The 23,930-nt window shown below is 75.8% G+C and carries 23 protein-coding genes and 1 pseudogene; 19 read left to right on the forward strand and 5 right to left on the reverse strand.

Annotation, left to right across the window (positions count from 1 at the left end):
• Nucleotides 1–74 precede the first annotated feature (74 nt).
• The 6 genes from metK (at nt 75) to GCU60_RS11210 (ending at nt 7,033) form a co-directional block, all read left to right on the forward strand.
• Nucleotides 75–1,268: a methionine adenosyltransferase gene (gene metK / locus GCU60_RS11185; protein ID WP_163205182.1), complete on the forward strand. Its 1,194-nt coding sequence runs from the start codon at nt 75–77 to the stop codon at nt 1,266–1,268.
• Between the two features lie 36 nt (nt 1,269–1,304).
• Nucleotides 1,305–3,287: a primosomal protein N' gene (locus GCU60_RS11190; RefSeq protein ID WP_204261845.1), complete on the forward strand. Its 1,983-nt coding sequence runs from the start codon at nt 1,305–1,307 to the stop codon at nt 3,285–3,287.
• Nucleotides 3,288–3,444: 157 nt separating this feature from the next.
• Complete coding sequence (locus tag GCU60_RS11195; RefSeq protein WP_163205184.1) at nt 3,445–4,131, forward strand: hypothetical protein; 687 nt, start codon at nt 3,445–3,447, stop codon at nt 4,129–4,131.
• Nucleotides 4,132–4,197: 66 nt separating this feature from the next.
• Complete coding sequence (gene def, locus GCU60_RS11200) at nt 4,198–4,731, forward strand: peptide deformylase (protein ID WP_163205186.1); 534 nt, start codon at nt 4,198–4,200, stop codon at nt 4,729–4,731.
• Nucleotides 4,680–5,657 carry a methionyl-tRNA formyltransferase gene (gene fmt, locus GCU60_RS11205; protein WP_345770535.1) on the forward strand — a complete coding sequence of 326 codons (978 nt, stop codon included), beginning with the start codon at nt 4,680–4,682 and terminating at the stop codon, nt 5,655–5,657. The genes def and fmt overlap by 52 nt, the downstream gene beginning before the upstream one ends.
• On the forward strand, nt 5,654–7,033 hold the full coding sequence (locus GCU60_RS11210) for a transcription antitermination factor NusB (RefSeq protein WP_163205188.1): 1,380 nt from the start codon (nt 5,654–5,656) through the stop codon (nt 7,031–7,033). Before fmt ends, GCU60_RS11210 begins: the two co-directional genes overlap by 4 nt.
• Nucleotides 7,034–7,040: 7 nt before the next feature.
• Here the strand turns inward: GCU60_RS11210 and GCU60_RS11215 are convergent, their stop codons facing one another.
• From GCU60_RS11215 to GCU60_RS11225, 3 genes are all read right to left on the reverse strand, one after another.
• Entirely contained in the window at nt 7,041–8,570 is a 1,530-nt protein-coding gene (locus tag GCU60_RS11215) for an HNH endonuclease signature motif containing protein (RefSeq protein ID WP_163205190.1), read from the reverse strand.
• A 95-nt stretch (nt 8,571–8,665) separates the two neighbouring features.
• A complete protein-coding gene (locus tag GCU60_RS11220) occupies nt 8,666–10,144 on the reverse strand; it encodes an aldehyde dehydrogenase family protein (RefSeq protein ID WP_163205192.1) in 1,479 nt (492 codons plus the stop codon).
• A 62-nt stretch (nt 10,145–10,206) separates the two neighbouring features.
• Entirely contained in the window at nt 10,207–10,761 is a 555-nt protein-coding gene (locus GCU60_RS11225) for a hypothetical protein (protein ID WP_163205194.1), read from the reverse strand.
• Nucleotides 10,762–10,887: 126 nt separating this feature from the next.
• Between GCU60_RS11225 and rpe the strand changes: the two genes are divergently transcribed.
• The 8 genes from rpe to GCU60_RS21590 are packed head-to-tail and all read left to right on the forward strand — an operon-like array spanning nt 10,888 to nt 16,780.
• Entirely contained in the window at nt 10,888–11,559 is a 672-nt protein-coding gene (rpe, locus tag GCU60_RS11230) for a ribulose-phosphate 3-epimerase (RefSeq protein ID WP_345770536.1), read from the forward strand.
• Nucleotides 11,556–12,623 carry a bifunctional diaminohydroxyphosphoribosylaminopyrimidine deaminase/5-amino-6-(5-phosphoribosylamino)uracil reductase RibD gene (ribD, locus tag GCU60_RS11235; RefSeq protein ID WP_345770537.1) on the forward strand — a complete coding sequence of 356 codons (1,068 nt, stop codon included), beginning with the start codon at nt 11,556–11,558 and terminating at the stop codon, nt 12,621–12,623. Before rpe ends, ribD begins: the two co-directional genes overlap by 4 nt.
• A 1-nt stretch (nt 12,624) precedes the next feature.
• Entirely contained in the window at nt 12,625–13,248 is a 624-nt protein-coding gene (locus GCU60_RS11240) for a riboflavin synthase (RefSeq protein WP_163205196.1), read from the forward strand.
• Nucleotides 13,245–14,585 carry a bifunctional 3,4-dihydroxy-2-butanone-4-phosphate synthase/GTP cyclohydrolase II gene (locus GCU60_RS11245; RefSeq protein WP_163205198.1) on the forward strand — a complete coding sequence of 447 codons (1,341 nt, stop codon included), beginning with the start codon at nt 13,245–13,247 and terminating at the stop codon, nt 14,583–14,585. Before GCU60_RS11240 ends, GCU60_RS11245 begins: the two co-directional genes overlap by 4 nt.
• Complete coding sequence (gene ribH / locus GCU60_RS11250) at nt 14,582–15,106, forward strand: 6,7-dimethyl-8-ribityllumazine synthase (RefSeq protein ID WP_163205199.1); 525 nt, start codon at nt 14,582–14,584, stop codon at nt 15,104–15,106. The genes GCU60_RS11245 and ribH overlap by 4 nt, the downstream gene beginning before the upstream one ends.
• A complete protein-coding gene (locus tag GCU60_RS11255; protein WP_163205201.1) occupies nt 15,103–15,366 on the forward strand; it encodes a phosphoribosyl-ATP diphosphatase in 264 nt (87 codons plus the stop codon). The genes ribH and GCU60_RS11255 overlap by 4 nt, the downstream gene beginning before the upstream one ends.
• A 17-nt stretch (nt 15,367–15,383) precedes the next feature.
• Nucleotides 15,384–16,250 (forward strand): ATP phosphoribosyltransferase, encoded by an 867-nt coding sequence (gene hisG, locus GCU60_RS11260; protein ID WP_163205203.1) that lies wholly within the window; start codon nt 15,384–15,386, stop codon nt 16,248–16,250.
• 11 nt (nt 16,251–16,261) lie between these two features.
• The gene (locus GCU60_RS21590; RefSeq protein WP_204261846.1) at nt 16,262–16,780 is read left to right on the forward strand and encodes an SSI family serine proteinase inhibitor; all 519 of its coding nucleotides are present in this window, start codon (nt 16,262–16,264) and stop codon (nt 16,778–16,780) included.
• 4 nt (nt 16,781–16,784) lie between these two features.
• On the opposite strand, the gene GCU60_RS11270 is transcribed toward GCU60_RS21590, so the two are convergent.
• Nucleotides 16,785–17,792: a DUF2877 domain-containing protein gene (locus tag GCU60_RS11270; protein WP_163205205.1), complete on the reverse strand. Its 1,008-nt coding sequence runs from the start codon at nt 17,790–17,792 to the stop codon at nt 16,785–16,787.
• 313 nt (nt 17,793–18,105) lie between these two features.
• Here GCU60_RS11270 and GCU60_RS11275 point away from each other — a divergent pair, with 313 nt between their 5' ends.
• The 3 genes from GCU60_RS11275 to GCU60_RS11285 are packed head-to-tail and all read left to right on the forward strand — an operon-like array spanning nt 18,106 to nt 21,617.
• A complete protein-coding gene (locus tag GCU60_RS11275; protein ID WP_239520965.1) occupies nt 18,106–20,001 on the forward strand; it encodes a PucR family transcriptional regulator in 1,896 nt (631 codons plus the stop codon).
• Nucleotides 20,002–20,035: 34 nt separating this feature from the next.
• The gene (locus GCU60_RS11280; RefSeq protein ID WP_239520973.1) at nt 20,036–20,929 is read left to right on the forward strand and encodes a DUF5995 family protein; all 894 of its coding nucleotides are present in this window, start codon (nt 20,036–20,038) and stop codon (nt 20,927–20,929) included.
• Nucleotides 20,859–21,617, forward strand: coding sequence for an SDR family NAD(P)-dependent oxidoreductase (locus GCU60_RS11285; protein WP_163205207.1), 759 nt, complete (start codon nt 20,859–20,861; stop codon nt 21,615–21,617). Before GCU60_RS11280 ends, GCU60_RS11285 begins: the two co-directional genes overlap by 71 nt.
• A 72-nt stretch (nt 21,618–21,689) precedes the next feature.
• On the opposite strand, the pseudogene GCU60_RS22080 reads toward GCU60_RS11285, so the two are convergent.
• A pseudogene (locus tag GCU60_RS22080) lies at nt 21,690–22,022 on the reverse strand (HAD family hydrolase); the annotation flags it as partial.
• Between the two features lie 128 nt (nt 22,023–22,150).
• Here GCU60_RS22080 and GCU60_RS11295 point away from each other — a divergent pair.
• Both GCU60_RS11295 and GCU60_RS11300 read left to right on the forward strand, forming a co-directional pair.
• Nucleotides 22,151–22,912 (forward strand): NAD(P)H-binding protein, encoded by a 762-nt coding sequence (locus GCU60_RS11295; RefSeq protein ID WP_163205209.1) that lies wholly within the window; start codon nt 22,151–22,153, stop codon nt 22,910–22,912.
• Nucleotides 22,913–23,019: 107 nt separating this feature from the next.
• Entirely contained in the window at nt 23,020–23,928 is a 909-nt protein-coding gene (locus GCU60_RS11300) for a DMT family transporter (RefSeq protein WP_345770538.1), read from the forward strand.
• Nucleotides 23,929–23,930: the final 2 nt, after the last annotated feature.

The raw sequence follows: 23,930 nt of genomic DNA on the forward strand, positions 1-23,930 counted from the left end.
GGTGCCCCGCACCGACCGTCGTCCTCACCACCGTGCCCTGTCCTCACCCACCCACCGCCCCAGGGAGTCATCGAGTGCCACGCCGCCTCTTCACGTCCGAGTCGGTGACCGAGGGCCACCCGGACAAGATCGCCGACCAGATCAGCGACTCGATCCTGGACGCGATGCTCACGCAGGACCCGCGCAGCCGGGTCGCGGTGGAGACCCTGATCACCACCGGGCAGGTGCACATCGCCGGTGAGGTCACCACCGCCGGCTACGTCGACATCCCCGCGATCGTGCGGGACACCGTGCTGCGGATCGGCTACGACTCCTCCCGCAAGGGCTTCGACGGTGCCTCCTGCGGCGTGAGCGTCTCCATCGGCGCGCAGTCGCCCGACATCGCGCAGGGCGTCGACACCGGCTACGAGGCGCGCACCGGCGGCAGTGCCGACGACGCCATCGAGCGCCAGGGCGCCGGCGACCAGGGCCTGATGTTCGGCTACGCCACGGACGAGACCCCCGAGCTGATGCCGCTGCCGATCGCGCTGGCCCACCGGCTGTCGCGACGGCTGTCGGCCGTGCGCAAGGACGGGTCGGTGCCCTACCTGCGCCCCGACGGCAAGACGCAGGTCACCGTCGTCTACGAGGACGACCGGCCGGTCGCCGTCGACACCGTGGTGGTCTCCTCGCAGCACGCCGAGGACATCTCGATCGAGACGCTGCTGACCCCCGACATCGAGGAACTGGTCGTCGAGCCGGAGCTGGCCGCCCTCGGCCTGCCCACGACCGGCCACCGGCTGCTGGTGAACCCGACCGGCAAGTTCGTCATCGGCGGCCCGATGGGCGACGCCGGGCTCACCGGCCGGAAGATCATCGTCGACACCTACGGCGGCATGGCCCGCCACGGTGGCGGCGCCTTCTCCGGCAAGGACCCGTCGAAGGTCGACCGCTCCGGCGCCTACGCGATGCGCTGGGTGGCCAAGAACGTCGTCGCCGCCGGGCTGGCCCGCCGCTGCGAGGTCCAGGTCGCCTACGCGATCGGTGCCGCCCACCCGGTCGGCCTGTTCGTGGAGACCTTCGGCACCGGCACGGTGGCCGACGAGGTGCTGGAGAAGGCGATCACCTCGGTGTTCGACCTCCGCCCCGGCGCCATCGTCCGCGACCTGGACCTGCTCCGGCCGATCTACGCGCCCACGGCGGCCTACGGGCACTTCGGCCGGTCGGACCTGGACCTGCCCTGGGAGCGCCTCGACCGCGTCGAGGCGCTGCGCTCGGCTGTCGCCTAGCACCGCGCCCGCCCCGGACGGGGCGGGACTGTCGGTATGAGCGCGGAGACTGGTCCGGTGCAGGTGGCCCGGGTCGTCGTGGACGTCCCGCTGGCCCACCTGGACCGGCCGTTCGACTACGCGGTGCCGGAGAAGTTCGCCGACGTCGTCCGGGCCGGCTGCCGGGTGCGGGTGCGCTTCCACGGCCGGCTGCGCGACGGCGTCGTCTGGGAGCTCGCGGACAGCACCGACTTCGCCGGTGCCCTGCAGCCGCTCTCGCACGTGCCGTCGGGGGAGCCGGTGCTCACCCCGCAGGTGGCCCGGCTGGTCCGCGCCGTCGCCGACCGGTACGCCGGCACGGCGAGCGACGTCCTCCGGCTCGCCCTGCCGCCGCGCCGGTCGGCGGCGGAGAAGCGGCCCTCGCCCACCCCCGAGGAGCTGCCCGAGCCGCCGGACCCGGCCGGATTCGCCCGCTACCAGGCCGGGCCGGCGCTGCTGACGGCGCTGGCCGAGGGGCGGCCCGCGCGGGCGGTCTGGACGGCGCTGCCGGGGGAGGACTGGCCCACCCGGCTGGTGGAGCTGTGCCGGGCCGCGCTGTCCGGCCGCCGCGGGGCCCTGGTGGTCGTGCCCGACGGCAAGGACCTCGACCGGCTCACGGCCGCGGCGGAGCGGCTGCTGCCGGCCGACTCGTTCACCGTGCTGAGGGCCGACGACTCGCCGGAGAGGCGCTACCGCCGGTTCCTGGCCGCCTCCCGGGGCGCCGCACAGGTGGTGATGGGCACCCGGGCGGCCATGTTCGCCCCCGTCCGCGACCTGGGCCTGGTGGTCGTCTGGGACGACGGCGACGACCTGCACTCCGACGACCACGCGCCCTATCCGCACGCGCGCGACGTGCTGGTGCAGCGGGCCTGGCTGGACTCCTGCGCCGCAGTGGTCGCCGGAACCTCGCGCACCGCCGAGGCCGCGCTGCTGGTCGAGTCGGGGTGGGCGCACGAGCTCGTCGCCGACCGTGCGGTGCTGCGGTCCGCGGCGCCCCGGGTGCAGGCGCTCGGTGACGACTTCGAGCTGGCCCGCGATCCGGCCGCCCGCACCGCCCGGCTGCCCTCGCTGGCCTACGAGGTGGCCCGCAAGGCGCTGGCCGCCGGAGCGCCGGTCCTGGTGCAGGTGCCGCGGCGGGGGTACGTCCCGTCGCTGTCGTGCGCCCGCTGCCGGGCGCCCGCGCGGTGCGCGCACTGCGCCGGGCCGCTGGGCATCTCGCCGCGTCCCGGTCCGGGGGGCAGCCGGATCCCGGCCTGCCGCTGGTGCGCCCGCCCTGCCGCCACCTTCGACTGCCCGCACTGCCACGCCACCAAGCTGCGCGCCGCGGTGATCGGGGAGTCCCGTACGGCCGAGGAGCTGGCCCGCGCCTTCCCGGGCACCAGCGTCCGGACGTCGGGCAGCACGTCCGGGGTGCTCGCATCGGTGCCGGGCGGGCCGGCGCTCGTGGTGGCCACGCCGGGGGCCGAGCCGGTGGCCGGGGGCGGCTACGGCGCCGCGCTGCTGCTGGACTCCTGGGCGCTCCTGGGCCGGGCCGACCTGCGGGCGGGTGAGGAGACGCTGCGCCGGTGGACCAACGCCGCGTCCCTGGTCCGCCCGGCGTCGGCCGGGGGGTCGGTCGTCGTCGCCGCGGACGCCGCGCACCCGGTGGTGCAGGCGCTGGTCCGCTGGGACCCGGCGTGGCTGGCCGAGCGGGAGCTGGCCGACCGGCGGGAGCTCGGCTTCCCGCCGGTGACCCGGATGGCGTCGCTGGCGGGGTCGCCGGCCGCGCTCGCGGAGTTCCTGGCCGCGGCCCGGCTGCCGGCCGACGCCGACCTGCTCGGCCCTGTGCCGGAGCGGCCGCGACCCGGGCAGGAGGGCGAGCGGGAGCGGTACCTGGTCCGGGTGCCGCGCGCCGAGGGCGGGGCGCTGGCGCACGCGCTGGCCCAGGTCCAGGGCGTGCGCAGTGCGCGGAAGGCCCCCGAGCACGTCCGCGTCCAGCTGGATCCGCTCGACCTCGTCTGAGCGGTGTTTACAACGTAAGTGTGCCCGCGTCCGGCTCGGGTACGTGGCCTCTCGTCCCCCGATCGGGGGCCGCGCGCGGACGGCGTGCGACCGGATCCCGGCGACGCCGCGGCGGTCGCGGCCGTGCGCGCTCACCACGAACCCGAGGAGCACCTCAGTGACTGCTGCACGCCCGTCTCCCGACCCGGCCCGCCCGGTCGGCGCCACCCCCGTCTCCGGTGGGAACAAGGGCGGAGGGCGTCGCAAGGGTCTGCTCCTCGGCGCCTTGCTGCTCGCCGTCCTGCTCCTGGCGGCGCTGCTGCTGAGCCAGTGCGGTTCGGACGACGACTCCGGCAGCGACCCGGCCGGGCAGACGAGCGGCGCCGGGGGTTCGTCGTCCTCCTCGCCGTCCTCGTCCTCCTCGGCCGCTCCGTCCACCTCCGCGGGGAGCCCGTCCGGCACCGCCGGCGCCGGCGGCAGCGCGGCCGGCCAGATGGTGACCGCGGAGGGCGAGTCCGTGCTGGAGCTCGCCGCCGGCCCCGACGGTGCGGCGGCCCTGGCCGGGGTGACCGGGCAGTCGGTCACCGGCACGGCGGTGCAGGTCCTCTCGGTGCCCGCCGACGAGGGCTTCTGGGTCGGTACCTCCGACACCGACCGGGTGTGGGTGCAGCTCACCGGCGAGGCGGGGGAGTCCCCGTACCAGGTGACCGAGGGCGACACCGTCGACTTCGAGGGCACGGTCGTCGCCCACGAGCCCGGGTTCGCCGCCGGGGTCGGCGTGGACGAGGCCGAGGGCGCGTCCGTGCTCGACGGCCAGGGACAGCACCTCGAGGTCGCGAAGTCGGCGGTCACGCTGTCGGAGTGACACCTCCGGGGTGGGTGCGCCCGGACGGCGATCAGCCCTCCGGGCGCACCCACCTACGATCGACGGGTGAGCGTGACCCCCATCCGCCTGTTCGGCGACCCGGTGCTGCACCGGCCCGCCGCCCCGGTCGTCGACTTCGACCGCGAGCTGCGGCAGCTCGTCGCCGACCTGACCGAGACCATGCACGCGGCCGGAGGCGCGGGTCTTGCGGCGCCGCAGATCGGCGTCGGCCTGCGGGTGTTCACCTGGTTCGTCGACGGCGAGGTCGGCCACCTGGTCAACCCCGACGTCGTCGCGGTGGGGGAGGAGATGCAGGACGGCCCCGAGGGCTGCCTGTCGATCCCCGACCTGCGCTACGACTGCCTGCGGCACCTGCACGTGGTCGCGACCGGCTGGAACATGCACGGCGAGCCGGTGCGCATCGAGGGCTCGGAGCTGCTCGCCCGCGCCATCCAGCACGAGACCGATCACCTCGACGGCGTGCTGTTCGTCGACCGGCTCGCCGACGCCGACCGCGCGGCCGCGCTCGCCGAGATGCAGGCCGCCGAGTGGGCCGGTCACGCCAGCTACCTCCCCGTCGTGAAGGTGAGCCCGCACTGAAGCTCCTGTTCGCCGGTACTCCGGCGCCCGCCGTCCCGTCGCTGGAGGCGCTGATCGCCTCCGGCCACGACGTCGTCGCCGTCCTGACCCGGCCCGATGCCCGCTCCGGACGGGGGCGGAAGGTGAGTCGCTCGCCGGTGGCCGAGCGGGCGGACGAGGCCGGGATCCCGGTGCTGCAGCCGCGCTCGCCCCGTGAGCCGGAGTTCCTGGCGCAGCTGGCCGACCTCGCCGTCGACTGCGCGCCGGTGGTGGCCTACGGCGCGCTCGTCCCGCAGGCGGCCCTGGACCTGCCGCGGCACGGCTGGGTCAACCTGCACTTCTCGCTGCTGCCCGCCTGGCGCGGGGCGGCTCCGGTGCAGCACGCGATCATGGCCGGCGACGAGGTGACCGGTGCCTCGACCTTCCTGCTCGAGGCCGGCCTGGACACCGGCCCGGTCTTCGGGACGCTCACCGAGGCGATCGGGCGGCGCGACACGGCCGGGGACCTGCTGGACCGGCTGGCGGTCGGCGGCGCGCAGCTGCTCGTGGCCACCCTGGACGGCATCCAGGCCGGCGCCCTGGAGCCGCAGCCCCAGCCGTCGGACGGCGTCAGCCTGGCCCCGAAGGTGGAGAGCGCCGACGCCCGTGTCGACTGGGCGCTGCCCGCACACGTGGTGGACCGGCGCGTCCGCGGCGTGACGCCCGCCCCGGGCGCGTGGACGACGTGGCGCGGCGAGCGCATGCGCGTCGCGCCCGTGGAGCCCGTGGCCGGCGGGCCCGACCTGGCGCCCGGCGAGGTGCTGCTCGACGGCCGTGCCGTCGTCGTCGGCACGGGCAACGGAGCGGTGCGGCTCTCCGAGGTGCAGCCGGCCGGCAAGCGGATGCTGCCGGCCGCCGACTGGGCCCGGGGCGCGCGGCCCGCGGCCGGCGAGCGGGTGGGCGAGTGACCCGGCCGCCGTCGCGGCGCGGTCCCCGCCGGCACCCGGGCACCCGTCGCCCGGTGCTGGACGGGCCGCGGCTGACCGCCTACGACGTCCTGGACGCCGTCAGCTCGCGGGAGGCGTTCGCCAACCTGCTGCTGCCGCAGCTGCTGCGCGAGCGCCGGCTGGACGCCCGCGACGCCGCGTTCACCACGCAGCTGGCCTACGGCGCGCTGCGGGCCCAGGGCACCCTCGACGCGATCCTCACCGGGCTGGTGTCCCGTCCGCTGGCCGAGCTCGACCCGCGGGTGCTGGATCTGCTGCGGCTCGGCGCGTACCAGATCGTCGACCTCCGGGTGCCGGCGCACGCCGCCGTCGACACGACCGTGGACCTGACCCGCGCCATCGTCGGGCCGGGGGCGGCCGGGCTGGTCAACGCCGTGCTGCGCAAGGTGGCCGCGGGCGGTGACCGGGACGCCTGGCTGGCCGCCCTCGGGGCCGACGGTGACGAGCGGCTGGGGCTGGCCACCGACCACCCCCGCTGGATCGTCGAGGCGTGGCGGGAGGCGCTGGGCGGCGACGAGGAGCTGGAGCCGGCGCTGTTCGCCGACGACGAGGCGCCGGAGGTGCACCTGGTCGCCCGGCGCATGACCCGCGAGGAGCTGGTGACCGAGGCCGGTGGCGAGCCAGGCCCATGGTCGCCGTATGCGGTGCGGCTCGGTGGGGGAGACCCCGGCCGGCTGGCGTCGGTGCGCTCCGGCCGCGCCGCCGTGCAGGACGAGGGCAGCCAGCTCGCCGCCCTGCTGCTCACCCGCGCCCCGCTGGAGGGACCGGACGCCGCCTGGCTGGACATGTGCGCCGGGCCCGGCGGCAAGTCCGGACTGCTGGCCGCCACCCGGCCCGACGGCGTGCGGCTCACCGCGGCCGACCGCGCCCCGCACCGTGCGGACCTCGTCCGCCAGGCGCTGCGCGACGAGCGGGACGTCGAGGTGCTGGCAGCTGACGGGACGCAGCCGCCGTGGCAGCCCGGCTCGTTCGACCGCGTGCTGCTCGATGCGCCGTGCACCGGGTTGGGCGCGCTGCGCCGCCGCCCGGAGGTGCGCTGGCGGCGGACGGCCGAGGACGTCGCGCCGCTGGCGGAGCTGCAGACGGCGTTGCTGGACAGCGCCCTGCGCTCGGTCCGGGTGGGTGGCGTGGTCGCCTACGTGACCTGCTCACCGCACACTGCCGAGACCACCGACGTGGTGGAGGTCGCGGCGCGGCGGGACGACGTCGAGGTGCTGCCCGTGGCGCCGCTGTTCCCGGAGGTCCCGGACATCGCCCGTGGTGAGCACGGGCAGCTCTGGCCGCACCGGCACGGCACCGACGCCATGTTCATGGCGCTGCTCCGCCGCACCCGCTGACGCCTGCTCAGAAGGGCGGCGGGTCGTCGGCCAGGTGCGGTGGTGGCGGCGGTGGTCCGGTGAGCACGCGGTAGCCGGGTGGGCGGCTGATCCGGGTGACGCCGGAGGGTGTGGTGACGGTGAGCACGCCGTCGGCGTCGAGGGTGTGGGTCCAGCCGGGTGCGTGGGTCTTGAGCCGGTGGTGGCGTCGGCACAGGCAGCACAGGTTGTCGCAGGAGGTGTCCCCGCCGTCGGCGTGCGGGACGACGTGGTCGAGGTCGGCCCAGCCGGCGCGCACGGTGCAGCCGGGGTGCCGGCAGGTGCGGTCCCGGGTTCGTAGGAACCGCTGCTGGGCGGGTGTGGGGCGGTACCGGTCGACCGCGCCGGGCGGGCCCAGGACCGGGCAGGCGCAGGTTCCGTCGGGGTGGTCGGGGCAGCCGCGGGCGGCCAGCCGTTCCAGCTCTCGGCGGCCGGTGAGTGCGAGCAGGGCGCCGGTGGCGTCGGTGATCGCGATGTCCAGGGTGCCGCCGGCCGGTGCCTGCACGCCGCCGGGGCACAGGGCGTCGAGCTGGGTGAGCAGTTCGCGCAGGTGGGCGGCGGTGATGGGCTCGCCGTCGACCTCGCCGACCGGCGCGGGAATCCCGGGCGGGGTGATGGCCGGCCGCGGGGCCAGGGCCGTGAGCGGTGCGATCACGGTCAGGTGGGCGGTGACCGGCGGCTGCTCCTGCCAGGGGCGCAGCAGGAGGTCGGCGACGGCACCGGCGCGCAGCATCCCGATCGGGCGGAGGTCACCGGCGCGCTTCGCCGCCTGGGCGTGCCGGTCGACCGCGTCCCGGCAGGCGCGGGCCTCGGGGTGCGGCAGAAGGGCGCGGAACTCGCTCATGCCGTCCCCGACCGGGCGCACGGTCACGTCGGTTCCGCGGCGGCGGTGCTCCCGCCGCCGGTCGGCGGCGGCGGCGTCGCGGGCGATCAGCTCGGCGCGCACCGCCTCCCGCAGCCTGCCCACCCCGAGTTCGCTCGCGACCGGCAGCACCGCGGCCTCCGCCCCGGCGATCACTGCTGGGTCGGTCTCCCGGCCCACCGCGGCGACCTCGGCGGCGATCGCCCGGGCACGGGGCCAGTCCAGCCGCCCCATCCGCAGCTCGCTGAACGTGGCCGGCAGCACGGTGGTCAGGACCTCGGCGTGCTCGAGCAGGGTGACCGCGGCGGCCCGGCTGCAGTTCTGCGCCGCCGCCAGCTCGTCGGGCACGAACTCGCTGGCGTCCGGCGGGCCGGTCTGCCCAGGACGCTCACCGCCTGGCAGCGGATCGGCCGGCGCCGGGCGGGCGGCGGCCAGGTCCATCACCAGCTCCACCCGGAGTGCAGCCAGCTGCGCCTCGGCCGCCACGACCTGACCCAACAGCGCCGCGGCCTCGGCGGCGCTGCGGCGGGCCGGCAACCAGGCGCTCAACGGCTCGGCACACGGCAACGGATCGGGATCGGCCAGCTCCCACGGCGAGGGCAGCGGGTCGACCGGCAGCACGGTCACCCCGACCGCGAACCCCGCCACCGACGACATACCCGCAGGCTAGGCAGGGGGTACGACAGTTCTGCGCCGCGCGACCGAGGCGCCGGCCGGAGTCCGGCGGACCCCGGCCGACGCCCGCAGAGCCCTCAGAACGGGAACTTGCGCTTGGTGTGCTGGACGCTCACCCAGTGGTCGGTGGTGAACTCCTCGATCGCCCACTCGCCGCCGAAGCGCCCGAGCCCCGAGTCCTTCTCGCCGCCGAACGCGGTGTTGTTCTCGTCGTTGAGCGGCGAGTCGTTGACGTGGGTCATCCCGGCCTCGACCCGGAGCGCGAAGTTGACGCCGCGCAGCGTGTCCTCGGTGAACACCGCGCTGGACAGCCCGTACTCGGTGTCGTTCGCGATGGCGAGGGCGTCGGCCTCGTCGCGGGCCCGGATGATGGTCACCACCGGCCCGAACATCTCCTGCCGGGCGCTGGCCACGGTGTTGTCGCCCAGCAGCACGTGCGGCGGGAGCACCGAGCCGATCGGGCCGGAGGGGTCCCCGCCGAGCACCTGCCGGGCGCCGTCCTTCCGAGCCTCGGCGATCTTCTCCTGGATGCCCTCGAGCTGGCTGCTGTTGATGATCGGCCCGATCACGGTGTCGTCCTCGCGCGGGTCGCCGGCCTTGAGCCCACGGGCCCGCTCGACGAAGCGCTCCACGAACGCGTCGTGCACCGAGTCGTCCACCACGATCCGGTTGGTGATCATGCAGACCTGACCCTGGTGGAAGAACTTGCCGAAGATCGCCGCGTCCACCGCGTAGCCGAGGTCGGCGTCGTCCAGCACGACCAGCGGACCGTTCCCGCCGAGCTCCAGGGAGAGCTTCTTCAGCCCGGCCTTCTCCGCGATCCCCTTGCCGACCGGGGTCGACCCGGTGAAGGAGACGACCCGGGGCGTCGGGTGGGAGACGATCGCGTCGCCGATGTCGCGACCCGCCCCGATGAGGACGGAGAGCAGCCCCTCGGGCAACCCGGCCTCCTCGTAGATCTTGGCCAGCAGCAGGCCGCCGGTCACCGGGGTGTCACCGGCCGGCTTGAGGACGACGGCGTTGCCCGTGGCCAGCGCGGGGGCCACCGAGCGGTTGGACAGGTGCATCGGCACGTTCCACGGGCTGATCACGGCGACCACGCCCACCGGACGGCGGTAGACGCGGCTCTCCTTGCCCTCGATGTCGGCGGGCAGGATCCGGCCCTCGACGCGGTAGGGATAGGACGACGCCTCGTGGAAGTCCCGCAGGGTGATCGCGTACTCGAACTCGGCGGCGGGGGCGGCGGCACCGCTCTCCTCGATGTGCCAGCGCACGACCTCGTCCTTGCGCGCCTCCATGATCCGCGCGGCGCGGCGCATCACGTCGGCGCGGTCGCTGGGCAGCCGGGCCGCCCAGTCGCGCTGCGCCTCCTTGGCCTTCGCGTAGGCCTCGTCGAGGTCGTCGGAGTTCGCGAGCGGGATCTCGGTCAGCGTCTCGCCGGTGTAGGGGTTGGTGTCGGTGGCCGTCTTGCCCGCGCGACCGGCTCGCCAGGTGCCGGCGATCGGCATCCGGTCGAAGCCGTCGTAGGGCGTGGGGGCGGAGGTGTCGGAAGCCATGGTCGGGCACTACCCGGTCGTCCACAACGGACACGTGGGGCCCGGCACCCTCCGGCGCCTTGTCAGTCGCGCGGCGGGCCGGGAGGGTCGGCGAGCCAGTGGCGTCCGGCTCGCGCCTCGCGACATGACTCCGCGAGGAGCAGCAGCGCTGCGACCAGCGCGCACGCCGCGCCTGGGATGGTCGTGGCCAGGTCCTCCCAGGCCGCGAGCGCCAGGTGCGGGGCGAGCAGCACGAGCAGGAACAGCGGACCGAGGATCCTCATCCGGGCCATGTCCGCCGCACGACGGTCGGCCGCCTGCCGACGCCCCGGTCCCGGGTCGGCGTGCCGCCGCACCGCGTACTCGGCCAGCAGGCGCCGGCTCTGCGGCCGGCGGCCGCGCTCGGTACCGAGGAGCGCCCAGGCCACCAGCGCCAGCATCGCGCTGAAGGCGCCCGCGGTTCCCCAGCCCCCCGCGGACCACTGCGCCGGCTCCAGGCGCAGGAGCGCGACGCCGACGACGAGCGGGGGCGCGGTCAGAGCCAGGTGGCGCAGCTCGTGCCGGGCCTGGTCCCGGATCTCGGCCGTCGCGTCGTCCCCGATCAGCTCCGGGGAGGCGAACGCGCCCGGATCGTTCACGCGCGCAGCCTAGGAGGGCGCGGTCCCGTCGGTGGACCGCGGAGTACCGGTTCACCCGTTCGCGTCTCGGTGCTGGGGGTGGACGTGGGCCGGACCACGGGGAGGCCCCACCTAGACTCCGCGGACGTGTCCCGGGAACCGATGATCGCTCCGAGCCTGCTGTCCGCGGACTTCGCGCGCCTGGCCGACGAGGTGGCCCGGGTGGCCGACGCCGACTGGCTGCACGTCGACGTCATGGATGCGCACTTCGTCCCGAACCTCACCCTCGGCCTGCCCGTCGTCGAGGCGATCCAGCGGGTGAGCCCGGTACCGCTGGACTGCCACCTGATGATCACCGATCCCGAGCGCTGGGCCCCCGGGTACGCCGAGGCCGGCGCCCGCAACGTCACCGTGCACGTGGAGGCCTGCCGGGACGCCCGCGCCGTCGCCCGTGACATCCGGGCCGCCGGCGCCCTGGCCGGGCTGGCCATCAAGCCCGGCACCCCGCTGGAGGACCACCTCGAGCTCCTCCGCGACTTCGACACCCTGCTGGTCATGAGCGTGGAGCCCGGCTTCGGCGGCCAGTCCTTCATCGCCGACGTGCTGCCCAAGGTCCGGGAGGCCCGCCGGCGCGTCGACAGCGGCGAGCTGACCCTGATCGTCGAGATCGACGGCGGCATCAACGCCGACACCATCGAGCAGGCGGCCGAGGCCGGCGTCGACATGTTCGTCGCCGGCTCCGCGGTCTATGGCGCCGACGACCCCGGCACGGCGATCGCGGCGCTCCGCGCGCAGGCCGCCGCGGCGATGCGCGGGTGAGCGTCGAGGCGCAGGCCATGGCCCGGGCCCGGGAGCTCGGGGAGTCGGTGCTCGGCACCACCAGCCCGAACCCGGCCGTCGGGGCCGTGGTCCTCGCCGCCGACGGGACGGTCGTGGGGGAGGGGGCCACCCAGCCGCCCGGTGGTCCGCACGCCGAGGTCCGCGCCCTGGCGCAGGCCGGCGAGCGGGCCCGCGGCGGCACCGCCGTCGTCACCCTCGAGCCGTGCGCGCACACCGGACGCACCGGCCCGTGCGCCGACGCGCTGCTGGCCGCGGGGATCGCGCGCGTCGTCGTCGCCGTCCCCGAGCCGACCGAGCTGGCCGGTGGGGGAGCGGAGCGCCTCCGGGCCGCCGGGGTCGACGTCGTCGTCGGCGTCGAGCAGGAGGCCGCCGAGCGCGGCGCGCTGGCCGGCTGGCTGACCGGTGTCCGCGAGCAGCGGCCCTACGTGATCTGGAAGGTCGCCGCCACGCTCGACGGCAGGGTCGCCGCGGCCGACGGCAGCAGCCGCTGGGTCACCGGCCCCGAGGCGCGCGCCGAGGTGCACCGGATCCGCGCGGGGTGCGACGCCGTCGTCGTCGGCTCCGGCACCGCGCTCACCGACGACCCCCAGCTCACCGTTCGCGACGCCGACGGCCGCGACGCCGCCCGGCAGCCGCTGCGGGTGGTCCTGGACCGGCGCCACCGCCTGCCGGCGACCGCCCGGGTGCGCGACGACGCCGCGCCCACGCTGGTCAGCGATGCCGCGACGCCGGCGGCGCTGCTGACCGAGCTGTTCGCCCGCGACGTCCGCCGGGTGCTGCTCGAGGGCGGCCCCACCCTGGCCGCCGCCTTCCTGCGGGACGGGCTGGTGGACGAGGCCCTGCTCCACCTCGCCCCGAAGCTGCTGGGGACCGGCCCCTCCCTCGTCGGGGACCTGGGAATTCCCGGCATCGGCTCGGCGCTGTCCTTCTCGATCGCCGATCTCACCCCCCTGGGCGGGGACGTGCAGATCCGGCTGCACCCCACCCGGCACACTGGTGGGGTCCCCCGCACCAGCGGGGACGGCACGGACGGAGGGAGCTGAGGTGTTCACCGGCATCGTCGAAGAGGTGGGCACCCTGGCGGCCCGCGAGGACCAGGGCGACTCCGCCGTCCTGCGGATCCGCGCCCGCACCGTCCTGACCGACGTCTCGCTGGGCGACTCGATCGCCGTCAACGGCGTCTGCCTCACCGTCACCGGCGTGCAGCCCGAGGCCGACGGCACGGGCGTCTGGACCACCGACGTGATGGCCGAGACGCTGCGGCGCAGCAGCCTCGGCGCCGTCGTCGAGGGCGCGCCGGTCAACCTGGAGCGCGCCGTCAGCCCGCAGACGCGGCTGGGCGGCCACCTGATGCAGGGGCACGTGGACGGCGTGGGCCGGATCGTGTCCCGCACCCCGGCCGAGCACTGGGAGGTCGTCCGCATCGGCCTGCCGGCCGGGCTCGGCCGCTACGTCGTCGAGAAGGGCTCCATCGCCGTCGACGGCGTCTCGCTCACGGTGAGCGCCGTCAGCCCCCTGGCCGACCCCGAGCCCTGGTTCGAGGTCAGCCTCATCCCCACCACCCTCCGCGAGACCACGCTCGGTGCGCGCGCCCCGGGGGAGCCCGTCAACCTGGAGGTCGACGTGATCGCCAAGTACGTGGAGCGCCTGCTGGAGGCCCGCGCATGAGCGAGAGCACCCCCCGGCTGGACTCCATCGAGTCGGCCCTGGCCGCCATCAAGAGCGGCCGGCCCGTCGTCGTCATCGACGACGAGGACCGCGAGAACGAGGGCGACCTGATCTTCGCCTCCGAGCTCGCGACGCCCGAGCTGGTCGCGTTCATGGTCCGGTACACGTCGGGCTACATCTGCGTCGCCGTGAGCGAGTCCGACGCCGACCGCCTCGACCTGCCCCCGATGCACCGGGTGAACCAGGACCGGCTCGGCACCGCCTACACCGTCACCGTGGACGCCCGCGAAGGCGTCACGACCGGCATCTCCGCCTCCGACCGGGCGCACACCATCCGCACCCTGGCCGCGGCCGAGACCACCTCGGCCGACCTGGCCAGGCCCGGGCACGTCGTCCCGCTGCGGGCCAGGGACGGCGGCGTGCTGCGCCGGCCCGGGCACACCGAGGCCGCCGTCGACCTGGCGCTGCTGGCCGGCCTGCGCCCCTCGGGCGTGCTGTGCGAGATCGTCAGCGAGAAGGACCCGATCGGCATGGCGCGCAGCGAGGAGCTGCGGGGCTTCGCCGACGAGCACGACCTGTGCCTGATCTCGATCGCCGACCTCATCGCCTACCGCAAGCGCTTCGACAAGCTGGTCGAGCGGGTCGCCGAGGCGATCGTGCCGCTGGCCCCGGGCACCTTCACCGCGGTGGGTTACCGCAGCTCCTACGACGAGCGCGAGCACGTGGCCTTCGTCTACGGCGACATCGGCGACGGCGAGGACGTCCTCGTCCGCGTGCACTCCGAGTGCCTCACCGGCGACGTGTTCGGCTCGCTGCGCTGCGACTGCGGGCCCCAGCTGCAGGCGGCGCTGGCCGCCGTCGCCCAGGAGGGGCGCGGCGTCGTGCTCTACATCCGCGGGCACGAGGGCCGCGGCATCGGCCTGCTGCACAAGCTGCAGGCCTACCAGCTCCAGGACATGGGCGCCGACACCGTCGACGCCAACCTCGACCTGGGGCTGCCCGCCGACGCTCGCGACTACGGCACCGGCGCCCAGATCCTCGTCGACCTGGGCATCCGCACCATGCGCCTGCTGACCAACAACCCGGCCAAGCGCGCCGGGCTCGAGGGCTACGGCCTCCGGGTGCTGGGCCGGGTGCCGCTGCCCAGCCACGTCACCGAGGAGAACCTCGGCTACCTGCGCACCAAGCGCGACCGCATGGGCCACCTGCTCGACATCATCGAGCCGGAGACCGAGTCCGGTCCCGCCGACACCGTGACCGCCCCGGCCGACGCCCCGGGGGCCACCACGGTGCCGGGCACCGACGTGCCCCTCGGGCAGAACGAGCAGCCGGCATGAGCGGCGCCGGCGCACCCGAGGCCCGGCCCGTCGACGCCGCGGGGCTGACCCTCGGCATCGTGGCCACGACCTGGCACCCGGAGATCACCGGAGCGCTGCTGGACCGGGCACTGGCCGCGGCGCAGGCCTGCGGGGTCCAGTCGCCGACCGTCGTCCGGGTGCCGGGTGCCGTGGAGCTGCCCGTGGTGGCGCAGGCGCTCACCGAGCGGCACGACGCCGTCGTGGCGCTCGGCGTCGTCGTCCGCGGCGGCACCCCGCACTTCGAGTACGTCTGCGACTCGGTCACCGATGGGCTGACCCGGGTGGCGCTGGACGCCGGCAAGCCGGTCGGCAACGGCGTCCTCACCACCGACGACGAGCAGCAGGCCCGCGACCGGTCAGGCCTGCCCGACGCGGGAGAGGACAAGGGCTGGGAGGCGACGATCGCCGCGCTGCAGACCGCGCTCGTCCTGCGGGAGCTGCGGGCGCCCCAGCGGTCCACCGGTTTCGCCGCCACCCCGGCCCAGGAGGCCCGTCCGTGAAGACCTTCGACTCCCTGTTCGCCGAGCTCGCCGCGAAGGTGGCCGAGGGCGACCCCGCCTCGGGCACCGTCAGCGCTGTGCGCGACGGCGTGCACGCGGCGGGCAAGAAGGTCGTCGAGGAGGCGGCCGAGTCCTGGATGGCCGCCGAGCACGAGGGTGAGGAGCGCACGGCCGAGGAGATCAGCCAGCTCCTCTACCGGGTGCAGGTCCTCATGCTCGCCCGGGGGCTCACGCTCGACGACGTGTACACCCACCTGTGACCGAAGGAGATCGACGCGTGCTGCGCATCGCCGTGCCGAACAAGGGCGTCCTGAGCGAGCCGGCCGCGGAGATGCTCGCCGAGAGCGGGTACCGGCAGCGACGCAGCACCAAGGACCTCGCGGTCTACGACCCGGAGAACGACACCGAGTTCTTCTACCTGCGCCCCCGCGACATCGCCGTCTACGTCGCCGCCGGCACGCTCGACGTCGGCATCACCGGCCGCGACATGCTGCTGGAGACCGCACCGGCCGACGGCGAGGGCCCGGCCGCGGTCGAGGTCATGCCGTTGGGCTTCGGCCGGTCCTCGTTCCGCTTCGCCACCCCGGTGGAGTCGGGCCTGGAGCAGGTGGACCAGCTGGCCGGCAAGCGCGTCGCCACGGCGTACCCGGTCCTGGCCGAGCGCTACCTGCGCGAGTCCGGGATCAAGGCCGACGTCGTGAAGCTCGACGGCGCGGTGGAGACCGCGTGCCGGCTGGGCGTGGCCGACGCCGTCTGCGACGTGGTGGAGACCGGCACGACGCTGCGCGCCGCGGGCCTGCACATCATCGGTGAGCCGGTGCTCACCAGCGAGGCGATCCTGGTCCGCCGGGAGGGTGCCGAGGAGATCCCGGCAGTGGCCCAGCTCCGCCGCCGGCTCAAGGGCGTCCTGGTGGCCCGGCAGTACGTGATGCTGGACTACGACTGCCCGAACGACATCCTCGCCGAGGCCACCGCCGTCACGCCCGGCATCGAGGGGCCGACGGTCAGCCCGCTGCAGACCCCCGGCTGGTCGGCCGTCCGCGCGATGGTGGCGAAGGCCGAGACCAACCGGGTGATGGACGAGTTGTGGGAGCTCGGCGCCCGCGCCATCCTCGTCACCAGCATCCACGCCTCCCGGATCTGAGGAGGACCCCCGTGCCCCTCGCTCCCCGCAGGTTCGCGGCGGGGTCCCGCGCGGGGGCCGTCGGGCTGCTCCTCTCCGGTGCCGTCGCCCTCGCGGCCTGCGGCTCGCCGGCCGGCGACGACGGCGGGGCGGCCTCGGGTCCGAGCGCACCGGAGACCGCCGACGGCGGCGCCGCGGCGGGCATCTCCCAGGCGGAGAACGACCTGCGCATCGACGTCGACCGCGGGGACGGCAGCCCGCCGGAGTCGTGGACGCTGGTCTGCGTCGGTCTCGTGGAGGGCACGCACCCGCAGGCTCAGGCGGCCTGCGACCACCTCGCCGGGATGGCGGACCCGTTCGCGCCGCTCCCGGAGGACGCGATGTGCACCCAGCAGTACGGCGGTCCCCAGACCGCCCGGATCACCGGCCGCTGGGCCGGCGATCCGGTCGACCTCGAACTCTCCCGGGTGGACGGCTGCCGGATCTCCCAGTGGGACTCCCTCGGCCCGCTCCTCCCCGTGCCGGTAGGCGGGACGCAGCCGCTCGGCTGACCGCTCAGCGGGTGCGCGTGGTCCGCTCGACCAGGTCGATCGCCGTGCACAGGCCCAGGGCCAGCGCCCGACCGGTGACCGGCCCCGTCGCGAGCAGCCGGTCGACCGCGGGACCCAGCGGGCGCTCGCCGACCAGCCCGCGCAGCACGGCCGCGTACTCCGCGTTCACCCGGCCCGCCGCGGCGTGCCGGAGGAGTGCCCCCGAGAGCTCGGTGGTGCGGCCCGCGGCCAGCGAGCAGACCCCGGCCGCGAACCGTTCCGCCGCGGGGTGGCCGAGCAGGACCAGACCGGCGATCGTGCCGGCCATGACGTCGTCGCCGGCCGGGGTGAGGCCGGGGCCGGCCCCGATCAGCCGGATCGCCGTCCGCAGCGCCGCCTCCAGGTCGGCCCGGCGGACGGCGCCGCGCAGCGCGGCCAGCGGGCCACCGGGACCGGTGGGCAGACCGGGGAGCGTGAAGGCGCTGTGCGGCACCCCCTCGCCGTACAGGGTGGTGCGGAGCTGGCGCACGCCCTCGGGCAGCAGCGCCGGTCGCCCTCCGGGGAGCCGGGGGCGCGGGTCCCACCAGGCTGCGGCGCTCACCGCGAGGTCGCCGACGACGGCCCGGCCGCCACCGACCTCGGCCGGTGCGCCGGTGGGGAGCCCGACGAGAGGGCGCCCGTTGCTCGGGCGGAACAGGACGCAGCCGAGCGGGAGGCGTGCCGCGTCGCTGGTGAGGATGCCGACGACCTCGCCGGAGCCGCGCTCGCCGGGCACGTGCAGGTACACGGCGGCGGGGGAGCTGAGCAGCACGCGGGCCGGGCGGACCGGGCCGCGCAGCAGCTCGGCGACGCCGGTGCTGGCCGCGGCCGGAACCGCGGTGGCGACCCGGGCCGACCGTGCGGTCCGGGCGGTCGCCCGCGCGGAGTGGCGGGGGAGCGGGATGGTGGGTACACCGGCGTGAGCCGCCCGGCCGCGCAGCGCGGTCCCGTCGCTCGTGCCGGTCCGGACTGTGGTGTCGTCGATCGCGCGCATCTCGGCCTCTCCCCGACGGGACGGAGGAGACCGGTGGGTCGGCCCCCTGCCGCTGGATCAGCCCGCCTCCGGAAGGGACGCCGCGCATTGCCAGTGCGGAAGCGCCTACCATCCAGCGAGCGGGTGGATCGGGTCGAACCTAAGCGGCGCGTCGCACGCCTTCTTATGGCGGAAGTCGCCAAGAATGGGTCCCGGCGTCCAGGGACACCTGACAGGATCCTGCGGTGTGGCACCCTGAACGAGAACTGGAAGGGGACGCCTCGTGACCCAGAGTGACGCGTCGCTCATGGCCTCTACGCACGGTAATGGAACCTTGCCGTTCCGTCGTAACTGGGCCGTCGACGAGTCGCCCCGCGCCGAGGCCCGGGACGACCGCGCCAGCTGGCAGCAGCGCATGGGTCTCACCGTCGAGGAGGCGCTGGAGCTGCCCGCGCTGGCCGGCACCTCGCTCGCCGCGGGGGCGACCGGTCTGAGCCGCGTCGTCCGGCACATGGTGGTCGACGACCCAGCGCAGCCGCTGGCCGCCGCCGGCCCCGACGTCCTCGTCGTCCTCGGCGCCCGGCTCCCTCCGGCCGACCCCGCGAGCTGCCGCGCGCTGGTCGAGCGCCTCGACTCCCTCGGCACCGCGGCCCTGGCCTACCGCCGCACCGACGGTCCGCCGCCGCTGCCGGCCGAGCTCCTCACCGAGGCCGACCGGCGCGGGCTGCCGGTGCTGGCCCTCGCCCCGACCGCGCGCCTGGACGAGATCGTCTCCGCCGTGCTGGGCACCGTCGTGGCCAAGCAGGGCGAGGCACTCGCGCTCTCCTCCCGCATGGACGACGAGTTCACCGAGGTCGCCCTCACCGGCGGTGGCCTGGCCGAGGTGACCCAGCGCCTGGCCGTGATGCTCGAGGGCGCGGCGGTGCTCGGGCTGGGCCCCGACCGCGACATCATCACCAGCGCCGGCCCGGTCGAGGACGTCGAGGAGATCAGCGACTGGCTCTGGCTGCTGGACGCCGCGGCCGACGACGCGCTCGCCGAGCTGGCACCGTCCCGCCGGCTCTCCGGCGTCCGCGCCGACCGGACGGTAGTCACCCCGGCCGACGTGCTGGCCGACGCCGACCTCTCGCCGGCCGACGGCATCCTCCTGGTGCCGGGGCACCACGAGCTGCCCGGCGGGGTGGGGGAGTACGCCGTCGCGCCGATCATGGCCGGCGACCAGCGGCACGGCTGGCTGGTCGCGGTGCACCGGACCGGGGCGATGATGCTCGGCTCCGGTGGTGTGCTCGAGCGGGCCGCCGTCATCGCGGCGCTGTCGGTGATCCGGCTGCAGGCCGTGCACTCGGTGGAGCTGCGTTTCCAGGGCGACCTCGTGCGCCGGCTGGTCGGGGGCGCGGTGGGCCACACCGAGCGCACCCTGGCCTACACCCGCTCGTTCGGCTGGCGCCTCGACGGCCCGGTCGCGGTGCTCGTCACCGCCACCGAGACCGTCGCCGACGCCGCAGCGGACCCGACGCGCGCCCTCGACGTCCTGGACCGGCTGGCCGACGGGTGGCGCGCCGGGCTGGAGTCGGAGGTGGCCGGCGCCGCCGTCGCGGGGCTGGCCACCGAGATCGTGACGCTGCTGCCGCTGGACGGCCGGACCCCGGAGGAGCTCTCCGCGCTCGTGTCCGCGGTGACCTCGCGGGTGAACGGCCGGCTGCGGCGGGTCGGGCGGCTGCTGGGCACCGGCATCGGCCGGCCGGCGGGGTCGCTGCCGGAGCTGGCCGAGGCCCACCGGCAGGCGCAGCGCGCCCTGGGGGTCGGGCAGGAGATCCACGGCACGTCGTCGGTCACCCACTTCGACCAGCTCGGGGTCTTCCGGCTGCTCTCCCTCATCCCGGACAGCACCGAGCTGCGGTCCTACGTCGACGAGGTGCTGGGCCCGCTGGCCGATGCCCTGGACGCCGACTCGGCCGACCTGCGGGAGACGCTGCGGGTGCTGCTGGAGACCAACCTCAACGTGGCCGAGTCGGCCCGCCGGCTGCACTTCCACTACAACACGATGCGCTACCGCATCGGCAAGCTCGAGCGGATGCTCGGTCCCTTCACCACCGACCCCACGCTGCGGCTGAACCTGCTGCTGGCCCTGCACGCGGCCCGCATGCGCGGGCTGGACCAGCCGCACCGGCCGCCGCTGGAGGGCGGGCTCGGCCTGCCGTCGGACGACGGCTTCGACGCGCTCGTCTGAGCGCGGCACGGACGGGCTCCCGGGAACCGGCGCGATGAGCCTCGGCGCGCTGGTGGGCCGGATGGCCGGCCTGCTCGCCGAGCTGGACCGTGCCGGTGATCCGGCGCGCTTCTTCCTCGGCACGTACCTGCGCACCACCCGTGCGGTGGCCGCCGGGCTCGACCGCGGGCTCTTCGAGGACGCCGGCTGGGTGACCCGGTGGGACGTGGACTTCGCCGACCGCTACCTCGACGCACTCGCCGCGCACCGGGCCGATCCGGCCGCCCCGCCCGGCCCGTGGCGGCGGGCCTTCGGCGCGGACCCCGGGCTGCGGCCGGAGGGGCACGTGCTGCTCGGCATGAACGCGCACATCAACTTCGACCTGCCGCAGTCGCTGCTCGCGGTGATCCCTCCGGAGCACTTCGCCGACCCGGCGGTGCTCGCGCGGCGGCACCGCGACCACGGCCGGATCGACGGCATCCTGGCCCGGCGGGTCGGCGCCGAGGACCTCGAGCTGCGCCGGGCGGGCAGCAGCCGCACGCCCCTGGACCGGCTGCTCACCCCGGCGAACCGGCTGGCCGCCGTCACCTTCCTCCGGGAGTCGCGGCGCCGGGTGTGGGCCAACACCGGTGTGCTGCACGCCGCCCGGCTCCGCGGCCCCGAGGCGTACGCGACCTGCCTGGCGCGCCTGGAGGCGGCGAGCACCGCGCGGATCGCCGATCTGCTCCGTCCGGGCCCGGTCCTGCTGCGGCTGGCGGTCCACGGGTTCGGCGTCTCGGTGTCACCGGCACCGGCACCGGTCCCGGGCGGCGGCGCGGCCCGGACACCGGCAGGCTGGCCCCGGAGCGCCGCACGCGGCGGCGCGGGAGGAGATCCGCATGACCGAGGCTCAACGTCCGCTCGCCGGCAAGGTCGCCCTCGTGACCGGGGCGTCGTCGGGGATCGGTGAGGCGACCGCGCTCGCCCTGGCCGGCGCCGGGGCCGCCGTGGCCATCGGCGCCCGGCGCACCGACCGGCTCGAGGCACTGGCCGGCCGGCTCCGGGACGGGGGCACGCAGGTGCTGCCGCTGGAGCTCGACGTCACCGACGAGCAGGCCTGCGCCGACGCAGTCCGGCGGACCCGCGCGGAGCTCGGCGGGCTCGACGTCCTGGTCAACAACGCCGGGGTCATGCTGCTGGGGACGATCGCCGGAGCCGACCCCGAGGACTGGCGCCGGATGGTGCAGACCAACGTGCTGGGGCTGATGTACATGACCCACGCGGCCCTGGACGGCATGGTCGAGCAGGGGTCCGGCGACATCGTGAACATGTCCAGCGTCGCCGGGCGGACCGCGCGCAAGGGCGCGGGGGTCTACAACGCCAGCAAGTGGGCGGTGAACGCGTTCAGCGAGTCCCTGCGGCAGGAGGTCACCGGCCGCGGGGTCCGGATCAGCCTGGTCGAACCGGGCGCGGTGACCACCGAGCTGACCAGCCACATCACCCAGCCCGAGGCGAAGGCGGCCTCGGAGCGGATGCACGCCGGCATGCGCGCGCTGGAGGCCGACGACATCGCCCGTGCCGTCGTCTACGTGGTCTCCCAGCCGCCGCACGTGGCGGTCAACGAGGTGCTGGTCCGCCCGACCGACCAGGAGCGCTGATCCCGCAGAGCGCCGGCACGCGTTCAGCCGGCGGTCGTCCGGGCAGCGCAGCGGTGGCAGGAGCAGCGTCGGGATCCCGGCCTCGACGGCCGCGCCGTCGGGGCCGGACCGGTCGCCGACCATGAGCGCCTCCTCGGGCCGGAGCTCCAGGGCCTCGAGCGTGCGGGTGAACACCCACGCGTCGGGCTTCTGCGTCCCCTGCTCGAAGGAGAGCGTGCAGACGTCGACGACGCCGTCCAGCCCGGCCGCGGCGAAGGCGTGCCGGATGTCGACGTGCACGTCGCTGACCACCGCGAGACGCCGGCCGCCTGCCTTCAGCGCGGTCAGGACCTCGGGGACGTCGGTGGCGAACGGGTTGAGCAGCGGATCGGACTCGACCGCGTGGAGCGCCCCGGCGAGGGCCACTGCTCCTCGTCCAGCGTCACGGCCAGCGACCTGCGCCAGTCCAGGAGCACCCCGCGCACGCCCATGCCGGGCATGCTGCCCGGAGCGCCCCCTGTCCGGCGAGCGCGGAGCGCGGCAGACTGCCTGTCGTGGACGTACTCGTGACCGGAGCCACCGGCCGGCTGGGCCGGCGTCTCGTGCCGCACCTGCAGGACGCCGGCCACCGCGTGCGGCAGATGTCGCGCCGCGGGACCGGTCCGGGCGGCGTTCGCGGCGACCTCGCCACGGGTCGCGATCTCGGCCACGCCCTGGCCGGGGCCGAGGTGGTGGTGCACGCCGCCAGCGACCCGCGCGGGAACCCGTGGGAGGTGGACGTCGCGGGCACCCGGCGGCTGGTCGAGGCGGTGGACCGCGACCGCCTCCGGCACCTGGTGTACGTGTCGATCGTCGGGATCGACCGGGTGCCGCTGAGCTACTACCGGGCCAAGTACGCGGCCGAGCAGGTGCTGCTGGCCTCCCGGCTCCCGATCACCCTGGTGCGGATCACCCAGTTCCACGAGTTCGCCGACGAGCTGCTGGAGACCGCTCGCCGCGGTCCGCTGCTCCCGGTGCCGATGGGCTGGCGGGTCCAGCCGGTGGACGTCGACGACGCCGCCGCGCACCTGGCCGCCGCCGCCGCGGCCGAGCCCGACGGCGGCGTCGTCGAGTTCGGTGGCCCCGAGGAGCACTCCGTCGCCGACCTCGCCCGGACGTGGGCGGCGGTGCGCGCGCCGACGGCGCGGGTGCTGTCCACGCCGGTCCCGGGCAGGCTGGGAGCGGCGCTGCGCGACGGCGCGGCGCTGCCCGGGCGCGGCGGGCGCGGGCGGCGCACCTGGGCGGACTACCTCGCGGGGAGCTCCTCGCCGGCCTGACGCGACCGCGTCGTCCCTGCCGGTCTCCGGAGCCGGACGGCCAACGGCGGATGCCGTGTCCGGAACCCGCCGGGAACCGTCACCGGCGCGGCCTAGTGTTCCGCCCCGTGAGCACGCCCCCCACCGCCCTCGACGCCCGCACCCTGCTGGCGGTCGCCGTCACCGTCCTCGCCTGGGCGTCGGCGTTCATCGGCATCCGCGCCGTCGGGGAGGACCTCTCGCCCGGGCCGCTGGCCCTCGCCCGGCTGCTGGTGGGCACGCTCGTGCTCGGGCTGCTGGTGGCGCGGCGCGGCTGGGTCCGCCCCGCGGGCCGCGACTGGCGACTGCTCCTGATCTGCGGGATCGGCTGGTTCGCCGTCTACAACGTGGCGCTCAACGCCGCCGAACAGCACCTCGACGCCGGCACGACGGCCATGCTGGTCAACATCGGGCCGATCCTCATCGCGCTGTTCGCCGGGCTCTGGCTGGGGGAGGGCTTCCCCCGCCGGCTGGTGATCGGCATCGCCGTCGCCTTCGCCGGGGTGCTGCTGATCGGCCTGGCCACCCGGAGCGCGGACGCGGACCTGGTCGGGGTCCTGCTCTGCCTGGTGGCCGCGCTGACCTACGCCGTCGGTGTCGTGGCGCAGAAGCCGCTGCTCGGCCGGCTCCCCGGCCTGCAGGTCACCTTCACCGCGTGCGCCATCGGCGCGGTCTGCTGCCTGCCCTGGAGCGGGGCCCTGGTCACCGAGCTCGGGCAGGCGCCCGCGGCGTCCATCGCCGGGGCGGTCTACCTGGGGGTCGTCCCCACCGCCCTGGCCTTCAGCACCTGGGCGTACGCCCTCACGCGCATGGACGCCGGCCGGCTGGGTGTCACCACGTACGTGGTGCCGCCGCTGGTGATCGGCTTCGGCTGGCTGCTGCTGGACGAGGCGCCCCCGGCGCTGGCCGTCGTCGGGGGCGCCGTGTGCCTCCTGGGTGTCGCGGTGTCGAGGACGCGCAGCCGGCGGCCCGAGTCGGTGGCGGTGCCCACGGCCTGAGA

This window comes from Blastococcus saxobsidens (assembly GCF_010682065.1).
GTDB lineage: Bacteria > Actinomycetota > Actinomycetes > Mycobacteriales > Geodermatophilaceae > Blastococcus > Blastococcus saxobsidens_B.

Coding starts and splice junctions, on each gene's coding strand:
- GCU60_RS11285 (WP_163205207.1), top strand. CDS start 20,859: ATGACCGAGGCTCAACGTCCGCTCGCCGGCAAGGTCGCCCTCGTGACC.
- GCU60_RS11280 (WP_239520973.1), top strand. CDS start 20,036: ATGAGCCTCGGCGCGCTGGTGGGCCGGATGGCCGGCCTGCTCGCCGAG.
- GCU60_RS11220 (WP_163205192.1), bottom strand. CDS start 10,144: ATGGCTTCCGACACCTCCGCCCCCACGCCCTACGACGGCTTCGACCGG.
- GCU60_RS11190 (WP_204261845.1), top strand. CDS start 1,305: ATGAGCGCGGAGACTGGTCCGGTGCAGGTGGCCCGGGTCGTCGTGGAC.
- GCU60_RS11270 (WP_163205205.1), bottom strand. CDS start 17,792: ATGCGCGCGATCGACGACACCACAGTCCGGACCGGCACGAGCGACGGG.
- ribH (WP_163205199.1), top strand. CDS start 14,582: ATGAGCGGCGCCGGCGCACCCGAGGCCCGGCCCGTCGACGCCGCGGGG.
- GCU60_RS11215 (WP_163205190.1), bottom strand. CDS start 8,570: ATGTCGTCGGTGGCGGGGTTCGCGGTCGGGGTGACCGTGCTGCCGGTC.
- GCU60_RS11245 (WP_163205198.1), top strand. CDS start 13,245: ATGAGCGAGAGCACCCCCCGGCTGGACTCCATCGAGTCGGCCCTGGCC.